General features: G+C 56.9%; 20 protein-coding genes and 1 other RNA gene. 7 read left to right on the top strand and 14 right to left on the bottom strand.

The window, feature by feature from the left end:
- The 3 genes from mraZ to rsmI form a co-directional block, all read right to left on the bottom strand.
- A complete protein-coding gene (gene mraZ / locus IV01_RS09375; protein ID WP_004881513.1) occupies window positions 1-456 on the bottom strand; it encodes a division/cell wall cluster transcriptional repressor MraZ in 456 nt (151 codons plus the stop codon).
- A gap of 306 nt (window positions 457-762) precedes the next feature.
- An RNA gene (rnpB, locus tag IV01_RS25945) (RNase P RNA component class A) lies at window positions 763-1,121 on the bottom strand.
- A gap of 71 nt (window positions 1,122-1,192) precedes the next feature.
- Window positions 1,193-2,065, bottom strand: coding sequence for a 16S rRNA (cytidine(1402)-2'-O)-methyltransferase (rsmI, locus tag IV01_RS09380; protein WP_032629667.1), 873 nt, complete (start codon window positions 2,063-2,065; stop codon window positions 1,193-1,195).
- 286 nt (window positions 2,066-2,351) lie between these two features.
- Between rsmI and IV01_RS09385 the strand changes: the two genes are divergently transcribed.
- From IV01_RS09385 to IV01_RS09400, 4 genes are all read left to right on the top strand, one after another.
- On the top strand, window positions 2,352-4,166 hold the full coding sequence (locus IV01_RS09385; RefSeq protein ID WP_032629666.1) for a penicillin-binding protein activator: 1,815 nt from the start codon (window positions 2,352-2,354) through the stop codon (window positions 4,164-4,166).
- Window positions 4,167-4,538: a YraN family protein gene (locus tag IV01_RS09390; RefSeq protein WP_032629665.1), complete on the top strand. Its 372-nt coding sequence runs from the start codon at window positions 4,167-4,169 to the stop codon at window positions 4,536-4,538.
- Window positions 4,539-4,705: 167 nt separating this feature from the next.
- Window positions 4,706-5,299, top strand: coding sequence for a phosphoheptose isomerase (locus IV01_RS09395; protein ID WP_032629664.1), 594 nt, complete (start codon window positions 4,706-4,708; stop codon window positions 5,297-5,299).
- Window positions 5,296-5,874, top strand: coding sequence for a BON domain-containing protein (locus IV01_RS09400; protein WP_032629662.1), 579 nt, complete (start codon window positions 5,296-5,298; stop codon window positions 5,872-5,874). The genes IV01_RS09395 and IV01_RS09400 overlap by 4 nt, the downstream gene beginning before the upstream one ends.
- Before the next feature lie 61 nt (window positions 5,875-5,935).
- Here IV01_RS09400 and IV01_RS09405 read toward each other — a convergent pair whose 3' ends face one another.
- From IV01_RS09405 to rplM, 7 genes are all read right to left on the bottom strand, one after another.
- Window positions 5,936-6,346, bottom strand: coding sequence for a ClpXP protease specificity-enhancing factor (locus tag IV01_RS09405; RefSeq protein ID WP_032629660.1), 411 nt, complete (start codon window positions 6,344-6,346; stop codon window positions 5,936-5,938).
- A 17-nt stretch (window positions 6,347-6,363) separates the two neighbouring features.
- Window positions 6,364-6,981, bottom strand: a complete 618-nt coding sequence (locus IV01_RS09410) for a glutathione S-transferase N-terminal domain-containing protein (RefSeq protein ID WP_032629658.1) — start codon at window positions 6,979-6,981, stop codon at window positions 6,364-6,366.
- A gap of 223 nt (window positions 6,982-7,204) precedes the next feature.
- Window positions 7,205-7,987, bottom strand: a complete 783-nt coding sequence (locus IV01_RS09415; protein WP_032629656.1) for a cytochrome c1 — start codon at window positions 7,985-7,987, stop codon at window positions 7,205-7,207.
- Entirely contained in the window at window positions 7,987-9,198 is a 1,212-nt protein-coding gene (locus tag IV01_RS09420; protein WP_032629655.1) for a cytochrome b, read from the bottom strand. Before IV01_RS09420 ends, IV01_RS09415 begins: the two co-directional genes overlap by 1 nt.
- Window positions 9,198-9,791, bottom strand: coding sequence for a ubiquinol-cytochrome c reductase iron-sulfur subunit (gene petA / locus IV01_RS09425; protein ID WP_032629654.1), 594 nt, complete (start codon window positions 9,789-9,791; stop codon window positions 9,198-9,200). Before petA ends, IV01_RS09420 begins: the two co-directional genes overlap by 1 nt.
- Before the next feature lie 256 nt (window positions 9,792-10,047).
- The gene (gene rpsI, locus IV01_RS09430) at window positions 10,048-10,440 is read right to left on the bottom strand and encodes a 30S ribosomal protein S9 (protein ID WP_002555064.1); all 393 of its coding nucleotides are present in this window, start codon (window positions 10,438-10,440) and stop codon (window positions 10,048-10,050) included.
- A gap of 14 nt (window positions 10,441-10,454) precedes the next feature.
- A complete protein-coding gene (gene rplM / locus IV01_RS09435; protein ID WP_032629652.1) occupies window positions 10,455-10,883 on the bottom strand; it encodes a 50S ribosomal protein L13 in 429 nt (142 codons plus the stop codon).
- Window positions 10,884-11,137: 254 nt separating this feature from the next.
- On the opposite strand from rplM, the gene IV01_RS09440 reads away from it, so the two are divergent.
- Window positions 11,138-12,175 carry an NADP(H)-dependent aldo-keto reductase gene (locus IV01_RS09440; protein ID WP_032629651.1) on the top strand — a complete coding sequence of 346 codons (1,038 nt, stop codon included), beginning with the start codon at window positions 11,138-11,140 and terminating at the stop codon, window positions 12,173-12,175.
- A 106-nt stretch (window positions 12,176-12,281) separates the two neighbouring features.
- On the opposite strand, the gene IV01_RS09445 is transcribed toward IV01_RS09440, so the two are convergent.
- Window positions 12,282-13,418 carry an acyl-CoA dehydrogenase family protein gene (locus tag IV01_RS09445; RefSeq protein ID WP_032629650.1) on the bottom strand — a complete coding sequence of 379 codons (1,137 nt, stop codon included), beginning with the start codon at window positions 13,416-13,418 and terminating at the stop codon, window positions 12,282-12,284.
- A gap of 254 nt (window positions 13,419-13,672) precedes the next feature.
- Between IV01_RS09445 and IV01_RS09450 the strand changes: the two genes are divergently transcribed.
- On the top strand, window positions 13,673-14,569 hold the full coding sequence (locus IV01_RS09450) for a GlxA family transcriptional regulator (RefSeq protein ID WP_195758795.1): 897 nt from the start codon (window positions 13,673-13,675) through the stop codon (window positions 14,567-14,569).
- A 114-nt stretch (window positions 14,570-14,683) separates the two neighbouring features.
- On the opposite strand, the gene zapE is transcribed toward IV01_RS09450, so the two are convergent.
- The 3 genes from zapE to IV01_RS09465 form a co-directional block, all read right to left on the bottom strand.
- Entirely contained in the window at window positions 14,684-15,778 is a 1,095-nt protein-coding gene (gene zapE, locus IV01_RS09455) for a cell division protein ZapE (RefSeq protein ID WP_032629648.1), read from the bottom strand.
- Between the two features lie 61 nt (window positions 15,779-15,839).
- Window positions 15,840-17,189, bottom strand: coding sequence for a tryptophan--tRNA ligase (locus IV01_RS09460; protein ID WP_032629646.1), 1,350 nt, complete (start codon window positions 17,187-17,189; stop codon window positions 15,840-15,842).
- Window positions 17,190-17,213: 24 nt separating this feature from the next.
- A complete protein-coding gene (locus IV01_RS09465; protein ID WP_032629645.1) occupies window positions 17,214-17,843 on the bottom strand; it encodes an alpha/beta hydrolase in 630 nt (209 codons plus the stop codon).
- 145 nt (window positions 17,844-17,988) lie between these two features.
- On the opposite strand from IV01_RS09465, the gene IV01_RS09470 reads away from it, so the two are divergent.
- The gene (locus tag IV01_RS09470; RefSeq protein WP_032629644.1) at window positions 17,989-18,426 is read left to right on the top strand and encodes a YhcB family protein; all 438 of its coding nucleotides are present in this window, start codon (window positions 17,989-17,991) and stop codon (window positions 18,424-18,426) included.
- Window positions 18,427-18,543: the final 117 nt, after the last annotated feature.

The raw sequence follows: 18,543 nt of genomic DNA, 5'->3' as shown, positions 1-18,543 counted from the left end.
TCACAGGATCAGGTCACGTAATTCATCAGGCATCGCGCCAGGTTGTTGAATGGCCGCCAGATCCGCATCAGCAAGAGCGTTCCAGGCGTCCTCGTCCCACAATTGAAACTTATTGAGCTGGCCAACTAACATCACGCGCTTATCCAACTTGGCATATTCGCGAAGACGTGGCGGGACCAGGAATCGACCACTGCCATCAAGTTCCAGATCGACTGCATTGCCGATCAGAAGTCGTTGCAAGCGACGGTTTTCTTCACGGAACGTGGCAAGCTCCCGCAATTTGGCCTCGATCAGCTCCCATTCGGAGAGCGGGTAAAGGCATAAACATGGATCAACCGCATCAATCGTTACGATAAGTTGGCCTGCGCTACGCGAATCCAACTCGTCACGGTACCGGCTCGGCATAGCGAGACGGCCCTTTGCATCGAGATTGATAGCGTTTGCACCACGAAACACAGGCGCTTTCTCCGAATTCTAACTTTTTGCGTTAAAAAAACCCACTTCACGCCACTTTCTGCCACTTGCGCACACTATAGGAACGCGCCCACCACACCGTCAAGGCACGGTCCTAAGGAAAACCCTTACATAACTGAGATTTACGAGTGTTTTGCGACGGGTGACGCGAATTTTGCGAGGGTTCTGACAGAGAATTCCCACACAGCTCAAAAGGCTGCGCACTGAAGTTAAAGTGATTTATGAAGTTTAAGATTTTTTTGGTATTACGAAGGGGTGTAATGCGGATGAAACGAAGGGAGAAAAAAGGTGGAGAGTCGATCTGTAAGCCGGGTTCTGTCGAGGACAGTCATTCCTCTACGACGGCCATCACTGGACGTCTTTAGCAACCTACCCGGTTCCAGCGCGGGCCACGCCTAGGAACCCTATTTGGTCTTGCTCCGAGTGGGGTTTACCTTGACCACGAACTGTTGCCAGACGTGCGGTGCGCTCTTACCGCACCTTTTCACCCTTACCGGCGCCGAAGCGCTTAGGCGGTTATTTTCTGTGGCACTTTCCGTAGGCTCACGCCTCCCAGGCGTTACCTGGCACTCCGCCCTATGGAGCCCGGACTTTCCTCCCCCCCTTAATTGCGAACAATAAGAGGCAGCGACTGTCCAATCGACTCTCCGCCGACAAGGTTAGCGGCACAGCTCGCGCAGAACAAGCTTTAAAACGTCGCAGGCCCGCGCCGCGCGCTTTATTCGCCCTTTTGCTTGTCCAGCGCAACCTGATAGAGCAGATTTTTGCGCACACCGGTAATTTCCGCCGCCAAGGCGGCTGCGCGCTTGAGCGGCATTTCTTCGAGCAGCAGATTCAGAATCCGCCGCGCTTCACTCCCGATCACATCTCCATCTTCAGGCTCGGTCCACCCGGCAACCAACACGACGCACTCACCGCGCTGCTGATTGCTGTCGCTTTCTACAAACTCACGCAGCTCCGCCAGCGGCAGACCTTTCAGGGTTTCGAACGTCTTAGTCAGCTCTCGCGCCAGCAACGCAGGACGCTGTCCACCAAACACCAACTCCAAATCCTGCAGGCATTCAAGAATCCGATGCGGAGCCTCGTAAAAAATCAGCGTGCGCGGCTCTTCCTTAAGCAATTCGAGTCGCGCCCGACGCCCAACGGCCTTGGCAGGCAAAAAACCTTCGAAGATAAATCGGTCGGACGGCAGACCCGCAGCCGACAAGGCGGCGATCAGCGCGCAGGCGCCTGGCACAGGTACGACTTTGATCCCTGCGGCTCGCGCCTGACGAACCAGGTGATAACCCGGATCGGAAATCAACGGAGTACCCGCGTCCGAAATCAGTGCAACGCTGTCGCCCGCCAATAACCGGGTAATAAAGCGACTGCCTTCGTCACGCTCATTATGCTCATGACATGCAGCCAGCGGCGTGGATATGCCGAAATGCTGCATCAGTCGTATCGAGTGACGGGTATCCTCGGCGGCAATCAGCGCAACCTCGCGCAACACTTTTAACGCCCGCACGCTCATGTCATCCAGATTGCCGATTGGCGTGGCCACTACATAAAGCGAGCCCGCGGCGGAATTCAAAGCAACTGGAGCAGTCAAAGCGCAGACCTCATGGTTTGTTACCCTACACGGGCGATGGGTTTGCATTGTACAGACTACGACTGCAACGAATGCCCCGCACACTCACGGAAGACCGAAAAAGGACAGGAAAGCCATGACTGACAAGCTCCAGCAGCACTGTGAATACAGCCGCACCGACGCCTGTTTACCTATGCTGCGATCTATATCACTGCTTTAAATGGCTTTAAATGCCATCGACGTCGCACCCATGCCAGTGCTTGGGTACAATTCCCCGCTAATTTGCTCGAGTATCAGGACCCTATACATGATCGCTTGCCTGCGGCTGTTCTCTGCCCTCTGCCTCGCTGCCCTGTTGGCCGCTTGCGCCAGCTCGCCTTCGTCCAGCCTTGGCGAACTTCCTCGTACCCCTGACGCCAGCATCGAGCAACTGCTTGATCAGGCGGCGACTGCCAAGACGCCGGACCAAGCCGCGCTGCTTCGACTCAGCGCCGCTGACCTGGCTAATCGGCAAAACAACCCCGGTCGCGCCGCGCAGATTCTTGCTCAGGTTCAGGTCGAACTGCTCAAACCTGGTCAGCAGGTATTCGCGGTCACCCTGGATGCCGAACTGGCAATGGGTCGCAACCAGCCAAAAGCAGCCCTGACGGCCTTGAGCCATCCGAGCCTGCAACGCCTGGGCGAACTTTCCGTAGAACAACAGGTGCGCACCCAGACCGTGCGCGCCCGAGCGCTGGAAGCCGATGGCCAGATTCTGCCGGCTATCAGGGAGCGCGTTTTCGTCGGCCCGTTATTGCAAGGCGCCGATCTGGCCGCCAACAACAATGCCATCTGGACCATGGTTGCCGCACTGCCGCCTGAACAACTGCAAAGCACGGCCACCGACGATATGGGCGGCTGGCTCGACCTGGCCCGCTCCATCAAAGGCGCTGGCACCCTTGAGCAGCAACAGGCCGCCATTGACAACTGGAAAGCAGCGCACCCAAAACATCCGGCAGCCATCCAGTTGCCTGAGAAGCTGGCCCAGCTGCGCGCTCTGACCAGCGAGCCGCTGACCAAAATCGCCTTGCTGCTGCCGCAAGAAGGCCCGCTGGCTGCGGTCGCTAAAGCGCTACGCGAAGGCTTCATGGCCGCTCATTACCAGGCTCAACAGGCTGGTCAGAATCCTCCTGCAATCCAGGTATTCGACAGCTCGCGCCTGACTTCAATAGACGAGTTTTACCGTCAGGCACAAGCCGCTGGCGTGCAACTGGTTGTCGGCCCATTGGAAAAGCCTCTGGTCAAACAACTCAATAGCCGCCCTCAGCTACCTATTACCACCCTCGCCCTGAATTACAGCGACGTCGGCAATGAAGGCCCCCAGCAACTGTTCCAGTTTGGCCTTGCGGCTGAAGACGAAGCTCGCGAAGTCGCGCGCCGTGCCTGGGCCGATGGCAAGCGCAGCGCGGTCGCGATGGTGCCGAAAGGCGAATGGGGTGATCGCGTTCTAGAAGCTTTCCGTCAGAGCTGGCAGGCCAAAGGTGGCACGCTGATCGCCGCCGAGCACGTCGATCAACCGGTTGCGCTCGCCCAGCAAGTGGCAGATCTGTTCCAGCTGCGTAACAGCGAAGGCCGTGCACAGCGCCTGCAGAGCACCGTAGGCACGCAAGTCGCCGCCCAGCCGACGCGTCGTCAGGACATCGACTTCATGTTCCTCGCCGCGACCCCACAGCAGGCTCAACAGATCAAACCGACCATGGTTTTCCAGTACGCTGGCGATGTTCCGGTGTATGCCACTTCGCACCTGTTCACCAACAGCAACGACCATGCGCAGTACATGGACCTCAACGGCGTACGCTTCTGCGATACACCATGGTTGCTAAGTTCCACTGACCCGCTGCGTCAGCAAGTGATCACCCAATGGCCAGCGGCTGCAGGACCTCTGGGTCGCCTCTACGCCATGGGCGTGGACGCCTATCGCTTGGCGCCCCGCCTGAGCCAGCTCAAAACCCTGCCTGAAAGCCGCGTTGACGGCGTGTCAGGCAGCCTGAGCATGAGTCCGACACGCCGCGTGGAACGACAACTGCCATGGGCCGAGTTCGTCGATGGCAAGATCCAGCGTCTGCCGGATACCGCTCCGTAAATGCAGGGTAGTACCCGCCTGAACGCAGGGCGCGAGGCCGAAGCCTACGCCCTGCGGCATTTACAGCAGCACGGATTGCAGCTGATTGCACAAAACTGGTTATGCAAACGTGGTGAGCTTGATCTGGTCATGCTCGACGGAGATACAGTAGTATTCGTCGAAGTTCGCTACCGACGGCATTCCGGCTGGGGCGGAGCAGTGGAAAGCGTTGATTTTCGCAAACAGCAGAAGCTCATTCTCGCCGCGCAATTGTTCTTGCAGAACGAGTCTCGCTGGTCTGATTCAGCGTGCAGGTTTGATGTTGTGGCAATTGAGGGCGCAGCAGATTGTGGCGCTCCTCTGAACTGGATCAAGCATGCTTTTGAAAGTTGATGCCTGGCAACGCTCAAACGGTCCGCGCATGCCTTAAGCGATACACCACACCCAACACCGATTTCGCTCCTTGCTTTGCGGGCTGCACAGGTTTGTGCCGGGAAGCCTTCAGGACACTCCTGAACCCGACCGAGTAGCCGCGATACGCTCTAACTAAGGTCACCCAGATGGACATGCAATCCCGAATCCGCCAGCTCTTCCAGGCCAGCATCGACGCCAAGCAACAATCGATGGAAGTCCTTGCGCCCTACATCGAGCAAGCCAGTCAGGTCATGGTCAATGCGCTGCTCAATGAGGGCAAAATGCTTTCTTGCGGCAATGGCGGTTCGGCCGGCGATGCGCAGCACTTTTCCTCGGAACTGCTCAACCGGTTCGAACGCGAGCGCCCTAGCCTGCCAGCCATTGCACTGACTACCGACAGCTCGACGATCACCTCGATTGCCAACGATTACAGCTACAACGAAATCTTCTCCAAACAGATCCGCGCTCTGGGTCAGCCAGGTGATGTCTTGCTGGCCATTTCCACCAGCGGCAACTCGGCGAACATAATTCAGGCGATCCAGGCCGCACATGATCGCGAAATGATTGTCGTAGCATTGACGGGACGCGACGGTGGCGACATGGCCTCGCTGCTTTTGCCGGAAGATGTGGAAATCCGCGTACCGGCAAAAGTGACCGCACGAATTCAAGAAGTCCATCTGCTGGCGATCCATTGCTTGTGCGATCTGATCGACAGCCAACTGTTCGGGAGTGAAGAATGACCCCTAATCGCCTTAGCCTGCTGGCCCTGACGCTATGTCTGAGCATCAGCGGATGCAGCTCGGTCCTGACAGCAACGCGCGACAATCCGATCGAAGACGATCGTGGCACGCGGACGTTTGGCAGCAAGATCGATGATTCACTGATTGAAACCAAAGCGGCGGTGAATATCGCCAAAGCCAGCCCGGATCTGGATCAGAACTCGCACATCGTCGTGACCAGCTACAACGGCATCGTCCTGTTGGCAGGCCAGACGCCTCGCGCAGACCTCAAAGCCCTGGCAGAGAAAGAAGCCAGCGGTGTGCAACGCGTGAAGAAGGTCAATAACGAGCTGCAAGTCATGGAGCCTTCATCCTTGCTGGCCCGTAACAACGATGCCTGGCTGACCACCAAGATCAAAAGCCAGATGCTCACCGACAGCGCCATCCCCGGCTCACGCATCAAAGTCGTGACCGAGAACGGCATCGTCTATCTGCTGGGCCTGGTCACACAACAGGAAGCCACCCGCGCCACCAACCTGGTGCAAGGCGTCTCCGGCGTGCAGAAAATCGTGAAGCTGTTCGAATACATCGACTGATCTTCATCGAAAGCCAGGCAAGAAAAAGGCGACCTCAGGGTCGCCTTTTTCTTTGGCTGGATTACTTCACAACCTTCAGACTTGGCCGGCCGGTCGGGCGCGGTGGCTCGTCATCAGGTGGAGTTTCGTCATCCTGCTCGATGCTTTCATCGTCTTCGAACGGAGGCTCCAGATCGAAAACCATACCCTGACCATTCTCCCGGGCGTAAATACCCAGAATCGCGCCCACAGGGACGTACAAGGTATGCGGAACCCCGCCGAAGCGGCCTTCAAAGCTCACTGCGTCGTTATCCATGTGCAGATGACGAACAGCGGACGGAGAAATGTTCAGGACAATTTGCCCATCGTTGGCAAACCCTTGCGGGACCTGCACAGACGGGTATTCCGCATTGACCAGCATATGCGGGGTGCAATCGTTATCGACGATCCACTCATAGAGAGCACGAATCAGATAAGGGCGACTGGAGTTCATCAACGGCTCCTTAGGCCTTAGCGCATGTCGCGTTCAGCAGCAGACAGACTTGCCTGAAATGCCTCACGCGCAAATTGGCGCTCCATATAGTCAAGCAACGGCTTGGCAGGCCGCGGCAATTCGATACCCAGCACGGGCAAGCGCCAGAGTATGGGTAATAGACAGCAATCGACCAAGCTTTGCTCGTCACTGAGGAAAAAAGCTTTCTCGGCGAACAATGGCGAAACGCCGGTCAGACTCTCCCGCAGCTCTTTTCGCGCCTGGACGCGAGCGCTTTCCTTACTGCGCGGATCCAGAATCAGATCCACAAGTGCACACCAGTCACGCTGAATCCGATGGATCAGCAGACGGCTATTGGCACGCGCCACCGGATACACCGGCAGCAAAGGGGGGTGTGGATAACGCTCATCCAGATATTCCATCACCACCGTCGACTCGTACAACGCCAGATCACGATCGACCAGGGTTGGCACGCTGCCGTATGGATTTACCTCGATCAATTTCGCCGGGTGAGTACCCGACACAACATCGATGATTTCGGCGCTGACACCTTTCTCGGCGAGCACAATGCGCACGCGATGGGAATAGTGGTCGGCGGGGTCGGAGTAACAGGCCAACCGGTTGGTCACGCCCATGGCGGTCCTCCTCGCTTGTTGAATTTATGAAAAACGTAAAAACGAAAGCGCCCTCGAACGCCTCCCGCAACAACCGCATTGAGGCAGTGATCATTGCGGGCGACAAGATAGCTCATTTACGCGATGTAAATTCTGCAATCTTCTCGTCACAAGGATATTTGCCCTGCGTTTATTGCGTTGGAAGGCGCCCGAAGGCGCGAGCTGTTGCCGTGGTGTTACATACCTAGTGAATGTCCTTCCAGTATTCGCGCTTCAGCAGGTAGGCGAAAACGAAGAAGAAGGCCAGATAAAGCAGCACGTAGGTGCCGATCCGCTGATGCTGGAGCTTCACGGGATTGGCCGAATAGGCCAGGAACGTCACCAGATTCTTGATCTTCTCGTCGAACTGCTCTTCAGTCAGGCTGCCGGTTTTCGGCACGATGGTCAGCTGATCACAGGCCTCATGAGTCAGCGGCGCACCGGTCAGCGGGTCGAATTGCTTCTTGCCATCCTCGACCACCTGGACCTGCTTGCAGCCCACCACCTGGCGGCCTTGCAGGCCCACCAGCACGTTAGGCATACCAACATTGGGGAACACTTTGTTGTTCACACCCCATGGCCGGGCCGGATCTTCATAGAAAGAACGCAGATAGCCATACAGCCAGTCCGTGCCGCGCACCCGAGCCACCAGGGTCAAGTCAGGCGGCGCAGCACCGAACCAGGCTTTGGCATCGTTGGATTGCATGCCGATATTCATGTGGTCGCCAATCTTGGCGCCGGTGAACACCAGCTTATCCAGCATCATTTCGTGAGGAATGCCCAGATCGTCGGCCACACGTTCATAACGCTGGAACTTGGCGCTGTGACAGCCCATGCAATAGTTGGCAAAGGTCCGCGCACCATCCTGCATGGCGGCCTTGTCAGACACATCGATATCCACGCTTTCCAACTCAGGACCACCGTGTACGGCGGCAAATGACAGCATTGGCAGAGCAGCAAGAAGCAGTACCGAAAATAGCTTTTTCATCAGCCAGTCACCCTTTCTGGAACCGGTTTGGTCTTTTCGAGCCGGGTATAGAACGGCATCAGAATGAAGTAAGCGAAGTACAGGAAGGTGCACACCTGCGACAGCAACGTGCGCCCTGGAGTTGGAGCCAAAACGCCCAATACGCCGAGGATCACGAATGCCACGCAGAACATCAGCAACCAGACTTTGCTCAGCCAGCCCTTGTAGCGCATGGATTTGACCGGGCTTCGATCCAGCCACGGCAAGACGAACAGCACCGCGATGGCAGCCCCCATGGCCATGACCCCCATCAGCTTGTCAGGGATGGCGCGCAGGATTGCGTAGAACGGCGTGAAGTACCAGACAGGGGCAATGTGCTCAGGCGTTTTGAAGGCATTTGCTACCTCGAAGTTAGGCTTTTCGAGGAAGTAGCCGCCCATTTCCGGGAAGAAGAACACAATCGAGCAGAACACAAAGAGGAACACTACGACGCCGACAATGTCTTTGACGGTGTAGTAAGGATGGAACGGAATCCCATCGAGAGGGATACCGTTTTCGTCTTTGTGTTTCTTGATGTCGACGCCATCCGGGTTGTTCGATCCGACTTCATGCAGCGCCAGAATATGCAGCACTACCAGGCCCAGAATCACGATGGGCAGCGCAACCACGTGCAGCGCAAAGAAGCGGTTAAGGGTGATTCCGGAAATCAGGTAGTCCCCGCGAATCCACTGCGTCAGGTCATCGCCTATGACAGGAATCGCACCGAACAGCGAGATGATCACCTGGGCACCCCAATAGGACATCTGACCCCATGGCAGCAGGTAGCCCATGAAGGCCTCCGCCATCAGCGCCAGGTAAATCAGCATGCCGAAGATCCACACCAGCTCGCGAGGTTTCTGATATGAACCGTAAAGCAGGCCCCGGAACATGTGCAGATAAACCACGATGAAGAATGCCGAAGCGCCGGTGGAGTGCAGCAAGCGCAGGATCGAGCCGTACTCGACGTCGCGCATGATGTATTCGACAGAAGCAAACGCCTCTTCGGCCGAAGGCGTGTAGCTCATGGTCAGCCAGACGCCGGTCAGGATCTGATTGACCAGCACCAGCAGGGCCAGAGAGCCGAAGAAGTAGAAGAAGTTGAAGTTTTTTGGCGCGTAATACTTGCTGAGATGGTCTTCCCACATTTTGGTGGCGGGAAAACGGGCATCTACCCAATCCATGAACTTGCTCATCACGCGTTCTCCTGATCGACGCCAATGACAATGATATTGTCCGACTCATAGGAATGCGGCGGCACTGGCAGATTCAATGGTGCAGGTTGCGATTTGTAGACGCGGCCAGCGAGGTCGTAGTGAGAGCCGTGACACGGACAGAAATAACCGCCCACCCAGTCTTTCCCCAGGTCAGCGGGAGCTACTTCAGGACGGAAAGTCGGGGAACACCCCAAGTGGGTGCAGATGCCAATCAACAGCAGGATTTCCGGCTTGATCGAGCGTACAACAGGGTCAACATAAGTGGGTTGGACCGAGCTTTTGGATTCGGGGTCGGACAACTGGCCCGTAATCTTTCCAAGGTTGCTCAGGATTTCTTCCGTGCGACGAACGATGAAGACCGGCTGACCGCGCCACTCAGCGATCATCTGCTGCCCAGCCTCGATCTTGCTGATATTCACCTTGACCGGTGCGCCTGCGGCTTTCGCCTTGGCACTGGGAAACCATGACCCCACGAACGGGACCGCAGCCCCCACCGCTCCTGCTGCGCCAACCACAGATGTGGCCGCCACGAGGAAGCGACGCCGGCCTGCATTCACGCCGTCATTGCTCATTCCGTCCTCTCCCATCAGCTATGTGGCCTGTTTAATCAGGCGTCTAGTTAAATAAAAATTTATATGTCTAAATTTTGCCGAATGGTAAATAGAAACCCTTCAAAGTACAAGGGAATTACTTTTGCCGAAAAGCCACAACCCCTGTAAATCAGGGCTTTCGCGGAATGAGTCACGTTGTCACATGTATAATAGACGCCCACAAAAAAACGCCCAGCTCCGTGAGGAGGCTGGGCGTTCTTTTTGAACGAAGTGCGAATTAACGCTTCGAGTACTGCGGACGCTTACGCGCTTTACGCAGACCGACTTTCTTACGTTCAACTTCACGGGCGTCGCGAGTAACGAAGCCAGCTTTGCGCAGAGCGCCACGCAGGGTTTCGTCGTACTGCATCAGAGCGCGAGTGATACCGTGGCGGATTGCGCCAGCTTGACCACTTACACCACCGCCGATGACGGTGACGTAGATGTCGAACTTCTCGACAGTCTCAGTCAGTTCCAGCGGCTGACGAACTACCATGCGGGCAGTTTCGCGACCGAAGAAATTGTCCAGCGAACGGTTGTTGATGGAGATGTTACCGGTACCTGGACGCAGGAAAACGCGAGCGGTTGCGGTTTTGCGACGGCCGGTGCCGTAATTTTGAGTAGCCGACATAATGAACTATTCCGTTAAAACTTCAGTTCTTGGGGCTGCTGAGCAGTATGAGGGTGTGCAGTGCCCGCATAGACTTTCAGCTTACGATACATGTCGCGACCCAGCGGGTTCTTAGGCAGCATGCCTTTAACCGCGGTCTCGAGCACGCGCTCAGGAGCTTTGGCGATCAGCTTTTCAAAGTTGATCGACTTGATCCCGCCCGGAAAACCGGAGTGAGAGTAGTAGATTTTGTCGGTGGTTTTAGCACCGGTAACGCGGATTTGCTCAGCGTTGATAACAACGATGTAGTCACCGGTGTCAACGTGCGGAGTGTATTCCGGCTTGTGTTTGCCACGCAGACGGCTAGCGATTTCTGTAGCCAGACGACCGAGGGTCTGACCAGCAGCATCGACTACGAACCACTCGCGCTGAACTGTTTCCGGTTTAGCAGTATAAGTTTTCATTATTTAGCCTCAGGGGCCGCCCTGATAAATTGAGACGGCGGATCTTACTGAATAGATCGTACTTTGACAAGCAGCATGTCAAAGGCAGCCGGCATAAAGACGCTGCCGAGGGCTCGGGTCGGCGCATCTGTCATACGGCAAGATGTTTCTCGGCGGATGGAGCATCACTTCCACCGCAAAGAGCCGGCGGATTATGCGGATTGCGAAATAAATTTCAACCTGCTTTTATGGATCTCCCAATAAAGGAGACGCAAATGGATTACCGCCAACTCGGCAGAACAGACCTGAAAGTCAGTGCCATCTGCCTCGGCACCATGACCTGGGGCGAGCAAAACAGCGAGTCTGAAGGCTTTGCCCAGATCGAACGCGCCAAATCCGCGGGGATCAATTTCCTCGACACCGCCGAGATGTATCCAGTCCCGCCGAAACCAGAAACTTACGCCAGCACTGAAAAAGTCATCGGCAACTGGTTCAAGAAGCAGGGTGATCGCGCCGACTGGATCCTCGCCAGCAAGATCGCCGGCCCAGGCAACGCCATTGAGCACATTCGTGGCGGCAGCCTGAAACACAACCGCGAGCACATCGTTGCCGCACTGGACGCCAGCCTGGCGCGCCTGCAAACCGACTACCTCGACCTCTACCAGTTGCACTGGCCGGAACGCAGCACCAATTTCTTCGGCAAACTTGGCTATACCCACACCGAAGAAGAATTCACCCCGCTGGAAGAAACCCTCGAAGCGCTGGACGAACAAGTCAAAGCGGGCAAGATTCGCCACATTGGCCTGTCCAACGAAACGCCGTGGGGCACCATGAAGTTCCTGCAATTGGCCGAGAGCCGTGGCTGGCCGCGTGCGGTGTCAATCCAGAACCCTTACAACCTGCTCAACCGCAGCTTTGAAGTGGGCCTGGCTGAAGTGGCCATACGTGAGCAATGCGGGCTGCTGGCCTATTCGCCATTGGCGTTCGGCATGCTGTCCGGCAAGTACGAAGGCGGAGCCCGTCCACCCAAGGGTCGCCTGAGTCTATACAGCCGCTTCACCCGCTACTTCAACCCGCAATCGGAAGCCGCGTGTGCGCGCTACGTTGCCCTGGCCCGCGAACATGGCCTGGACCCGGCGCAAATGGCACTGGCCTTTGTCACTCGCCAGCCATTCGTCACCAGCAACATTATTGGTGCCACCACGCTGGAGCAACTGGACAGCAACATCGCCAGTTTCGAGCTGAAATTGTCGGAGGAGGTACTGGCCGGGATTGAGGCGATCCATAAGGATCATCCGAATCCTGCGCCGTAAGCGGTAATTTGTTGGAACGAGGCTTGCCCGCGATAAGAGCAACGCAGTTCTAAAGTGAACCGCGTCCAGCCTCATCGGGGGCAAGCCTCGCTCCAACAAGCCCCCCTCACAAACTCCGGGCAATAATCTCTTTCATGATTTCGTTGGTCCCCGCGTAAATACGCTGCACTCGCGCATCCGCCCAGGCGCGGGCAATCGGGTATTCCCACATGAAGCCGTAGCCGCCGTGCAGTTGCACGCATTCGTCGAGCACTTTGCATTGCAGATCTGTGGCCCAGTACTTGGCCATGGCGGCGGTCGGGACATCCAGCTTACCCTGCAGGTGCAGCTCCAGGCAGCGATCGAGAAAGACCCGGCCAATCTGCACTTCAGTGGCAATTTCGGCCAGTTTGAAACGGGTGTTCTGAAAATCCGCAATCGCTTGACCGAAGGCTTTGCGCTCGCGGGTGTAATCCAGGGTCCATTGCAATGCGGCTTCAGCAGCAGAGATCGCGCCGATAGCCACCGTCAACCGCTCCTGAGGCAATTCCTGCATCAGATAGGCAAAGCCCATCCCCGCCTGCCCCAGCAAGTTGTCCTTGGGAACGCGCACGTCCTGAAAGAACAGCTCCGAGGTGTCCTGGGCCTTCATCCCCACTTTTTCCAGCCGTTTCCCCTTGGCAAAGCCTGGCGTGCCGGCTTCGATCAGAAACAGGCTGGTGCCTTTAGCGCCAGCCTTTGGGTCGGTCTTGGCGACAACAATCACCAGATCAGCCAGATAACCGTTGGTGATGAAGGTCTTGGAGCCGTTGATCACATACTCATCGCCATCCAGCACTGCGGTGGTCTTCACGCCTTGCAAGTCCGAGCCTGCACCTGGCTCGGTCATGGCGATTGCCGTGACGCACTCGCCGGCTATCAGTTTTGGCAGGTATTTTTGCTTCAGCGCTTCACTGCCGTAATGCAGAATGTAGGGCGCGACGATGTCCGAGTGCAGTGAGAAGCCGATTCCGGTCAGACCAAGGCGACTGATCTCTTCGATCACAATTGCGCTATAGAGAAAGTCCACCGCCATACCGCCGTACTCTTCAGGCAGATGTGAGCACAGCAACCCCTGCTCCCCCGCTTTGCTCCAGAGCTGACGATCGATATAACCCTGTTTTTCCCACTGCCCATGAAATGGCGCGGCCTCGCGCTCAAGGAACTTGCGCACACTCTCGCGGAACAGCTCATGCTCCAGGCTGAATAGGGTTCTGGGAATCATCTGCCACCTCTGGATGGGGAAAGGTCGGGACTGGTCCAAGCCTATGCCCCTCAAGCGTGCGAGGACACTGGACACATCCGACAAAAAATAAGACGATCCAGCCGCTATCTGACCGCTTTCCCCTTTTCCGCATAACAATAAAAGAACAAAAGAATATGCCGACCCAAGTCTCCGTGCCTTTGCGGCGCGTCAGTATCCTGGCCATCGACGGGGTGTTCGCATCCACGCTCATGCAAGCCAAGGATTTTTTCCATATCGCCAGCCTGCGCTACAGCAAACAGCTGGGCCAGGGCCGCAAGCCCGCATTCGAAACCCGGCTGGTCAGCCCGGACGGCAAGCCCGTGACCAGTTTCAGTGAAGTGGTCCTGCCGGTAGACGGTACCCTCGGCCAGAGCGATGTGATCGTGATCCCGGCATTCTGGGATGACTTTGACAATGTGCGCGAACGTTATCCGCAAGTGATCCCCTGGCTGCGTCAGCAGCACGCCAACGGTGCCGTGCTCTGCGGCGAAGCCAGCGGGGTTTTCTGGTTGGCCGAGGCCGGATTGCTGGACGGTAAGGAAGCCACAACTTACTGGCGATATTTCAGCGAATTCAGCGAGCGCTTTCCAAAGATTCTGCTCAATCAGGAGAAACACCTGACAGACGCTGACAATCTTTACTGTGCGGGCGGGACTACTTCAGCCTGTGATCTTTACATTTATCTGATTGAACGCTTCTGCGGCGCCAACGTTGCACAAACGGTAGCCCGGGACATTCTCTACGAAGTGCAGCGCAACTATTCGCCCGGCCGCATGGGGTTTGGCGGTCAGAAACTGCATCAGGATGTGGTTATCTTGCAGATTCAGCACTGGCTGGAGGAGCACTTTGCCGACAAGTTCCGCTTCGAGGATGTTGCGCGGGAGCACGGCATGAGCATCCGTAATTTCATGCGTCGCTTCCAGTCCGCCACCGGCGACAAGCCACTGCACTACCTGCAACGGCTACGCATCGAGACGGCCAAGGGCTTGTTATCCGGCACTCGCAAGAGCATCAAGACCATCAGCTACGAAGTGGGCTATGACGACGCCAGCTTCTTCGCCAGGCTGTTTCGTCAGCATACGGAGCTGTCGCCGAACCAGTATCGGCAGCAGTTTCAGCAGGCGGCCTAGCTGCGAAACAGTCGTAGGAGCGCGCTTGCCCGCGATAGCGTCAGGTCAGTCAATAAATGGACATCTGACAGATCGCTATCGCGGGCAAGCGCGCTCCTACAGGGATCGCAGCTGCTAAGGTTTGTGCGCGCGAGACAAGAACTCGTGGGACTGCATCTCCAGCAACCGGCTCAAGGTCCGCTGGAATTCGAAGTTCAGACGTCCGCCGGTGTACAGATCCTTCAGTTCGACTTCAGCAGAGATGATCAGCTTGACGTTGCGGTCGTAGAATTCGTCGACCATGTTGATGAAGCGTCGGGCGATGTCGTCGGTGGTGACGCTCATCTGTTCGACGCCACTGAGCAGCACGGCGTGGTAGATCTTGCCGAGTTCGATGTAGTCGTTCTGGCTACGCGGGCCGTCGCACAGTTCGCGGAAGTCGAACCAGGCCACGTCATCACAGGTGCGCAACGCACGAATCTCACGGTTCTCGACCATCAGCACGTCATTTTCGATGGTCTGAGCGCAGTCCGGCGTTAGTGCCTTGAAGCTTTTGCGCAGGCTTTCCTGAGCGGCTTCGTCCAGCGGGAAGTGGAACAACTCGGCCTGTTCAAGGTGACGCAGACGATAATCCACGCCACTGTCGACGTTGACGATTTCAGTATTCTGCTTGATCAGGGCAATGGCAGGCAGGAAGCGCGCACGCTGCAAACCATCTTTGTACAATCCATCAGGAACGATGTTCGAGGTCGCGACCAGGGTCACGCCGTTCTTGAACAGTTCTTCCATCAGGGTGCCAAGGATCATTGCATCGGTGATGTCCGAAACGAAAAACTCATCAAAACAAATCACCCGCGCCTCATCGGAAAACCGCTTGGCGATGATCGTGAGCGGGTTGCGCTCGCCCTTGAGGGTCTTCATCTCTTCGTGCACGCGCTTCATGAAGCGGTGGAAGTGAGTACGGACTTTGTCCTGGAATGGCAGGGCTTCGAAGAACGTATCAACCAGGTAAGTCTTACCCCGGCCCACGCCCCCCCAGAAGTACAAACCCTTGACCGGGGCCTGTTCTTTCTTGCCGAACAGCTTGCCGAACATGCCCGGCTTGCTCTGGCTGGCAGCTACCAGATCGTCATAGAGACGCTGCAAATGACGCACAGCAGTTTCCTGCGCCGCATCATGAAAGAAGTCAGGGCGTTTCAGATCAGCTTGGTATCGTTCTAGAGGGGTCATATTCGCTAGCAAGGCAACAAAAACGGGCCGTCACTGTAGCGACGGCCCGACGGATTGGCAATCAATCCTGCAGTGGCGCAAGGGCCGACTTGAGGCTTTCGATGGCTGCATCACGGGTAGATGCATCGGCGAATGGCGGACTGTCTGCCACGCATTGGCCATCAAGCCAGACAGTGAAGCTGTCTGCCTCGCTGCGAATGTCCAACTCGCCGCCCTGCTGCAGCTGTTTGCTGACAGCGCCTGCGGCCTTGCCGTCGGCAAAATTACGGGACAGCAACAGTTGCTCGCCGTCGGCCGCCAGCAATCGAAAGCGGAAACTACCGTCCTCTTCGCGGAAGCTGACAAAGCGTGCGCCCTTGGCGGCTTTTTTCTTGCCGGTGTCGGCGACTTGCACGCTGCTGCGGAACGAGCGCAGGCCAACAGCTTCGCGTAGCTCGCCCAGAAACGGAGTGGCGACTTTGCGGGCTTTTTCGGCGCCTGCCAGCAGGATGTCTTCCAGATCGGCCGGACGCTCAATGAAGCGGTGATAGCTTTCCCGAGCCTCGCCCAGTTCACTGTCCAGCAGGGTGAACAGACGATTCTTCGCCTCGCCCCAGCCGAGACCCTGCAACAGCTCGGAACGGAACTCAGCGTTCTGTTCCGGTGTGGCAAAGGCCGAATAAAGGGTGAACAAGTGCGAGTTATCAGGATCCTTGGCTTCGCCCGGCGCTTTGGAGTCGGTGACGATCCGCGAGATGGCGTCTTTCATGTCTTTGCTGCTGCTGAACAACGGGATGGTGTTGTCGTAGCTTTTCGACATCTTGCGCCCATCCAGACCTGGCAGCGTCGCAACGCTTTCCTCGATCAGGGCTTCCGGCATCACGAAAAACTCTTTGCCTTTGCCGAACAGGTGGTTAAAGCGCTGGCCGATGTCCCGAGCCATTTCCACGTGCTGGATCTGATCGCGACCGACCGGGACTTTGTGCGCGTTGAACATCAGGATGTCCGCAGCCATCAGCACCGGATAGCTGTACAAGCCCATGGTAACGCCCGCGTCCGGGTCTTCGCCGGTCTCGACATTCTTGTCCACCGACGCTTTGTAAGCGTGGGCACGATTGAGCAAGCCCTTGGCCGCCACGCAAGTCAGCAGCCAGGTCAGCTCGGTGATTTCCGGGATGTCGGACTGGCGATAGAAAGTCACGCGCTCCACATCCAGGCCAGCAGCCAGCCAGGTCGCAGCGATTTCCAGACGCGAACGCTGAATGCGCAGCGGGTCATCGCATTTGATCAAGGCGTGATAGTCAGCCAGAAAGTAGAACGAATCAGCATCGCTCTGGCGGCTGGCAACGATGGCCGGGCGAATCGCGCCCGCGTAGTTGCCAAGGTGTGGCGTGCCGGTGGTGGTGATACCGGTCAGGATACGAGTGGTCATGGCGGGTCGCTTATGGTGCTGTGATCAATTCGAAAGGCGCGGCATGACCAGATCCTTCAGATCGGTCAGCTTGCCGTGAAAAAAGTGTCCGCATTCTGCCACTTTCAGCAGCTCATGTGGGCGTGGCAACGCGGCGGACCAGTCGTAAACCAGTTGCGGATCGACCACTTCATCGGTTTCCGGCTGGATCACGGTCAGCGGGCAGCTCTGCGGCAGCGGGTTTTGCGCATTCAGTCGCATGACCGCAGGCGCGACCATGAACAGGTGGCCAAGCTTCTGACCTGCTGCTTCCAGACGTCCGCCGAGGCTTGCGGCGACGAAACCACCGAAGGAAAAGCCAAACAGGGTCAACGGCAGGTCGGGATGTTTTTCCAGAAACCAGCGCGCCACAGCCTGGGCGTCTTCGACTTCCCCGGCACCGGCTTCGGAAGTACCGGCACTGGCACCCACACCACGATAATTGAAACGCAATGTGATCAGACCTGCGTCGCGAGCAGTACGCTGTAGGGTCGAAACGACCTTGTTGAGCATGGTGCCGCCCTGGATCGGATTAGGATGGCAAATCAAGGCCAGGCCCGTCGCATGGGGCAGATCCAGATAAAGCGCTTCAAGTTGACCCACCGGGCCATCGATCAATACAGGTGTTTCGCGCATGAGCAAGAATGAACTCCGTGACCTCGCAATGGGTCGACTCGTCTAGCTGATTGTCTGCCAATAGCGTATCCGTGAGCGTGTCACGGTATACAGAGCAGGTTCGAGCCGTTAACGTAAAGCAAAGCCGTTTATAGAGGAAGGACTCGTGGAACTCTCGCTCTTAGTTTGGTTGTTGCCGACCATTGCACTGGTTGTCGGTGTCGTCATCGGATTTGCGGTGGCGCGTTTGCTGCCCAACGCTGCCCCCAACGGAACACAGCGCCAGCTGGATGACGTTCAGGAGCGTTTTGATAACTATCAGAACGAGGTGGTCACTCACTTCAACAGCACGGCCAATCTGGTCCAGAAGCTCTCTCAGAGCTACCAGGACGTACAGGAACACCTTGCCGAAGGCGCCAACCGTCTGGCGACTGACGAACAGACCCGCCAACGCCTGCTGGCGGCTCTGCACCCGGAAGCCAACCAGATCCAGCGTGATCGCCTGACGCCACCGCGCAGCACCGAAGCGCCGAAAGACTACGCGCCCAAGACCCCCAACGCTCCAGGCATGCTCGACGAGCATTACGGCCTGAAAAAGCCGTAAGCGACTGGTAGTGAAAAAGCCCGCCACTCCTTGAGAATGGCGGGCTTTTTTGTGTTTGCCGGATTCTGTGGGAGCCGAGTTTGCTCGCGAAGAACGATGACTCGGTACATCTGACAC

This window comes from Pseudomonas syringae (assembly GCF_000737245.1).
GTDB lineage: Bacteria > Pseudomonadota > Gammaproteobacteria > Pseudomonadales > Pseudomonadaceae > Aquipseudomonas > Aquipseudomonas syringae_J.
Note: the sequence above shows the minus strand (reverse complement) of the source record. Positions and strands in the feature narration are given on the sequence as shown.

Bases quoted from the DNA above. Each gene is read 5' to 3' on its own strand.
- IV01_RS09405 (WP_032629660.1), bottom strand. From the start codon at position 6,346: ATGAACTCCAGTCGCCCTTATCTGATTCGTGCTCTCTATGAGTGGATC.
- IV01_RS09465 (WP_032629645.1), bottom strand. From the start codon at position 17,843: ATGCGCGAAACACCTGTATTGATCGATGGCCCGGTGGGTCAACTTGAA.
- IV01_RS09415 (WP_032629656.1), bottom strand. From the start codon at position 7,987: ATGAAAAAGCTATTTTCGGTACTGCTTCTTGCTGCTCTGCCAATGCTG.
- IV01_RS09385 (WP_032629666.1), top strand. From the start codon at position 2,352: ATGATCGCTTGCCTGCGGCTGTTCTCTGCCCTCTGCCTCGCTGCCCTG.
- petA (WP_032629654.1), bottom strand. From the start codon at position 9,791: ATGAGCAATGACGGCGTGAATGCAGGCCGGCGTCGCTTCCTCGTGGCG.
- IV01_RS09390 (WP_032629665.1), top strand. From the start codon at position 4,167: ATGCAGGGTAGTACCCGCCTGAACGCAGGGCGCGAGGCCGAAGCCTAC.
- IV01_RS09460 (WP_032629646.1), bottom strand. From the start codon at position 17,189: ATGACCACTCGTATCCTGACCGGTATCACCACCACCGGCACGCCACAC.
- IV01_RS09420 (WP_032629655.1), bottom strand. From the start codon at position 9,198: ATGAGCAAGTTCATGGATTGGGTAGATGCCCGTTTTCCCGCCACCAAA.
- IV01_RS09400 (WP_032629662.1), top strand. From the start codon at position 5,296: ATGACCCCTAATCGCCTTAGCCTGCTGGCCCTGACGCTATGTCTGAGC.
- rplM (WP_032629652.1), bottom strand. From the start codon at position 10,883: ATGAAAACTTATACTGCTAAACCGGAAACAGTTCAGCGCGAGTGGTTC.
- IV01_RS09410 (WP_032629658.1), bottom strand. From the start codon at position 6,981: ATGGGCGTGACCAACCGGTTGGCCTGTTACTCCGACCCCGCCGACCAC.
- rpsI (WP_002555064.1), bottom strand. From the start codon at position 10,440: ATGTCGGCTACTCAAAATTACGGCACCGGCCGTCGCAAAACCGCAACC.
- IV01_RS09440 (WP_032629651.1), top strand. From the start codon at position 11,138: ATGGATTACCGCCAACTCGGCAGAACAGACCTGAAAGTCAGTGCCATC.
- IV01_RS09395 (WP_032629664.1), top strand. From the start codon at position 4,706: ATGGACATGCAATCCCGAATCCGCCAGCTCTTCCAGGCCAGCATCGAC.
- IV01_RS09445 (WP_032629650.1), bottom strand. From the start codon at position 13,418: ATGATTCCCAGAACCCTATTCAGCCTGGAGCATGAGCTGTTCCGCGAG.
- zapE (WP_032629648.1), bottom strand. From the start codon at position 15,778: ATGACCCCTCTAGAACGATACCAAGCTGATCTGAAACGCCCTGACTTC.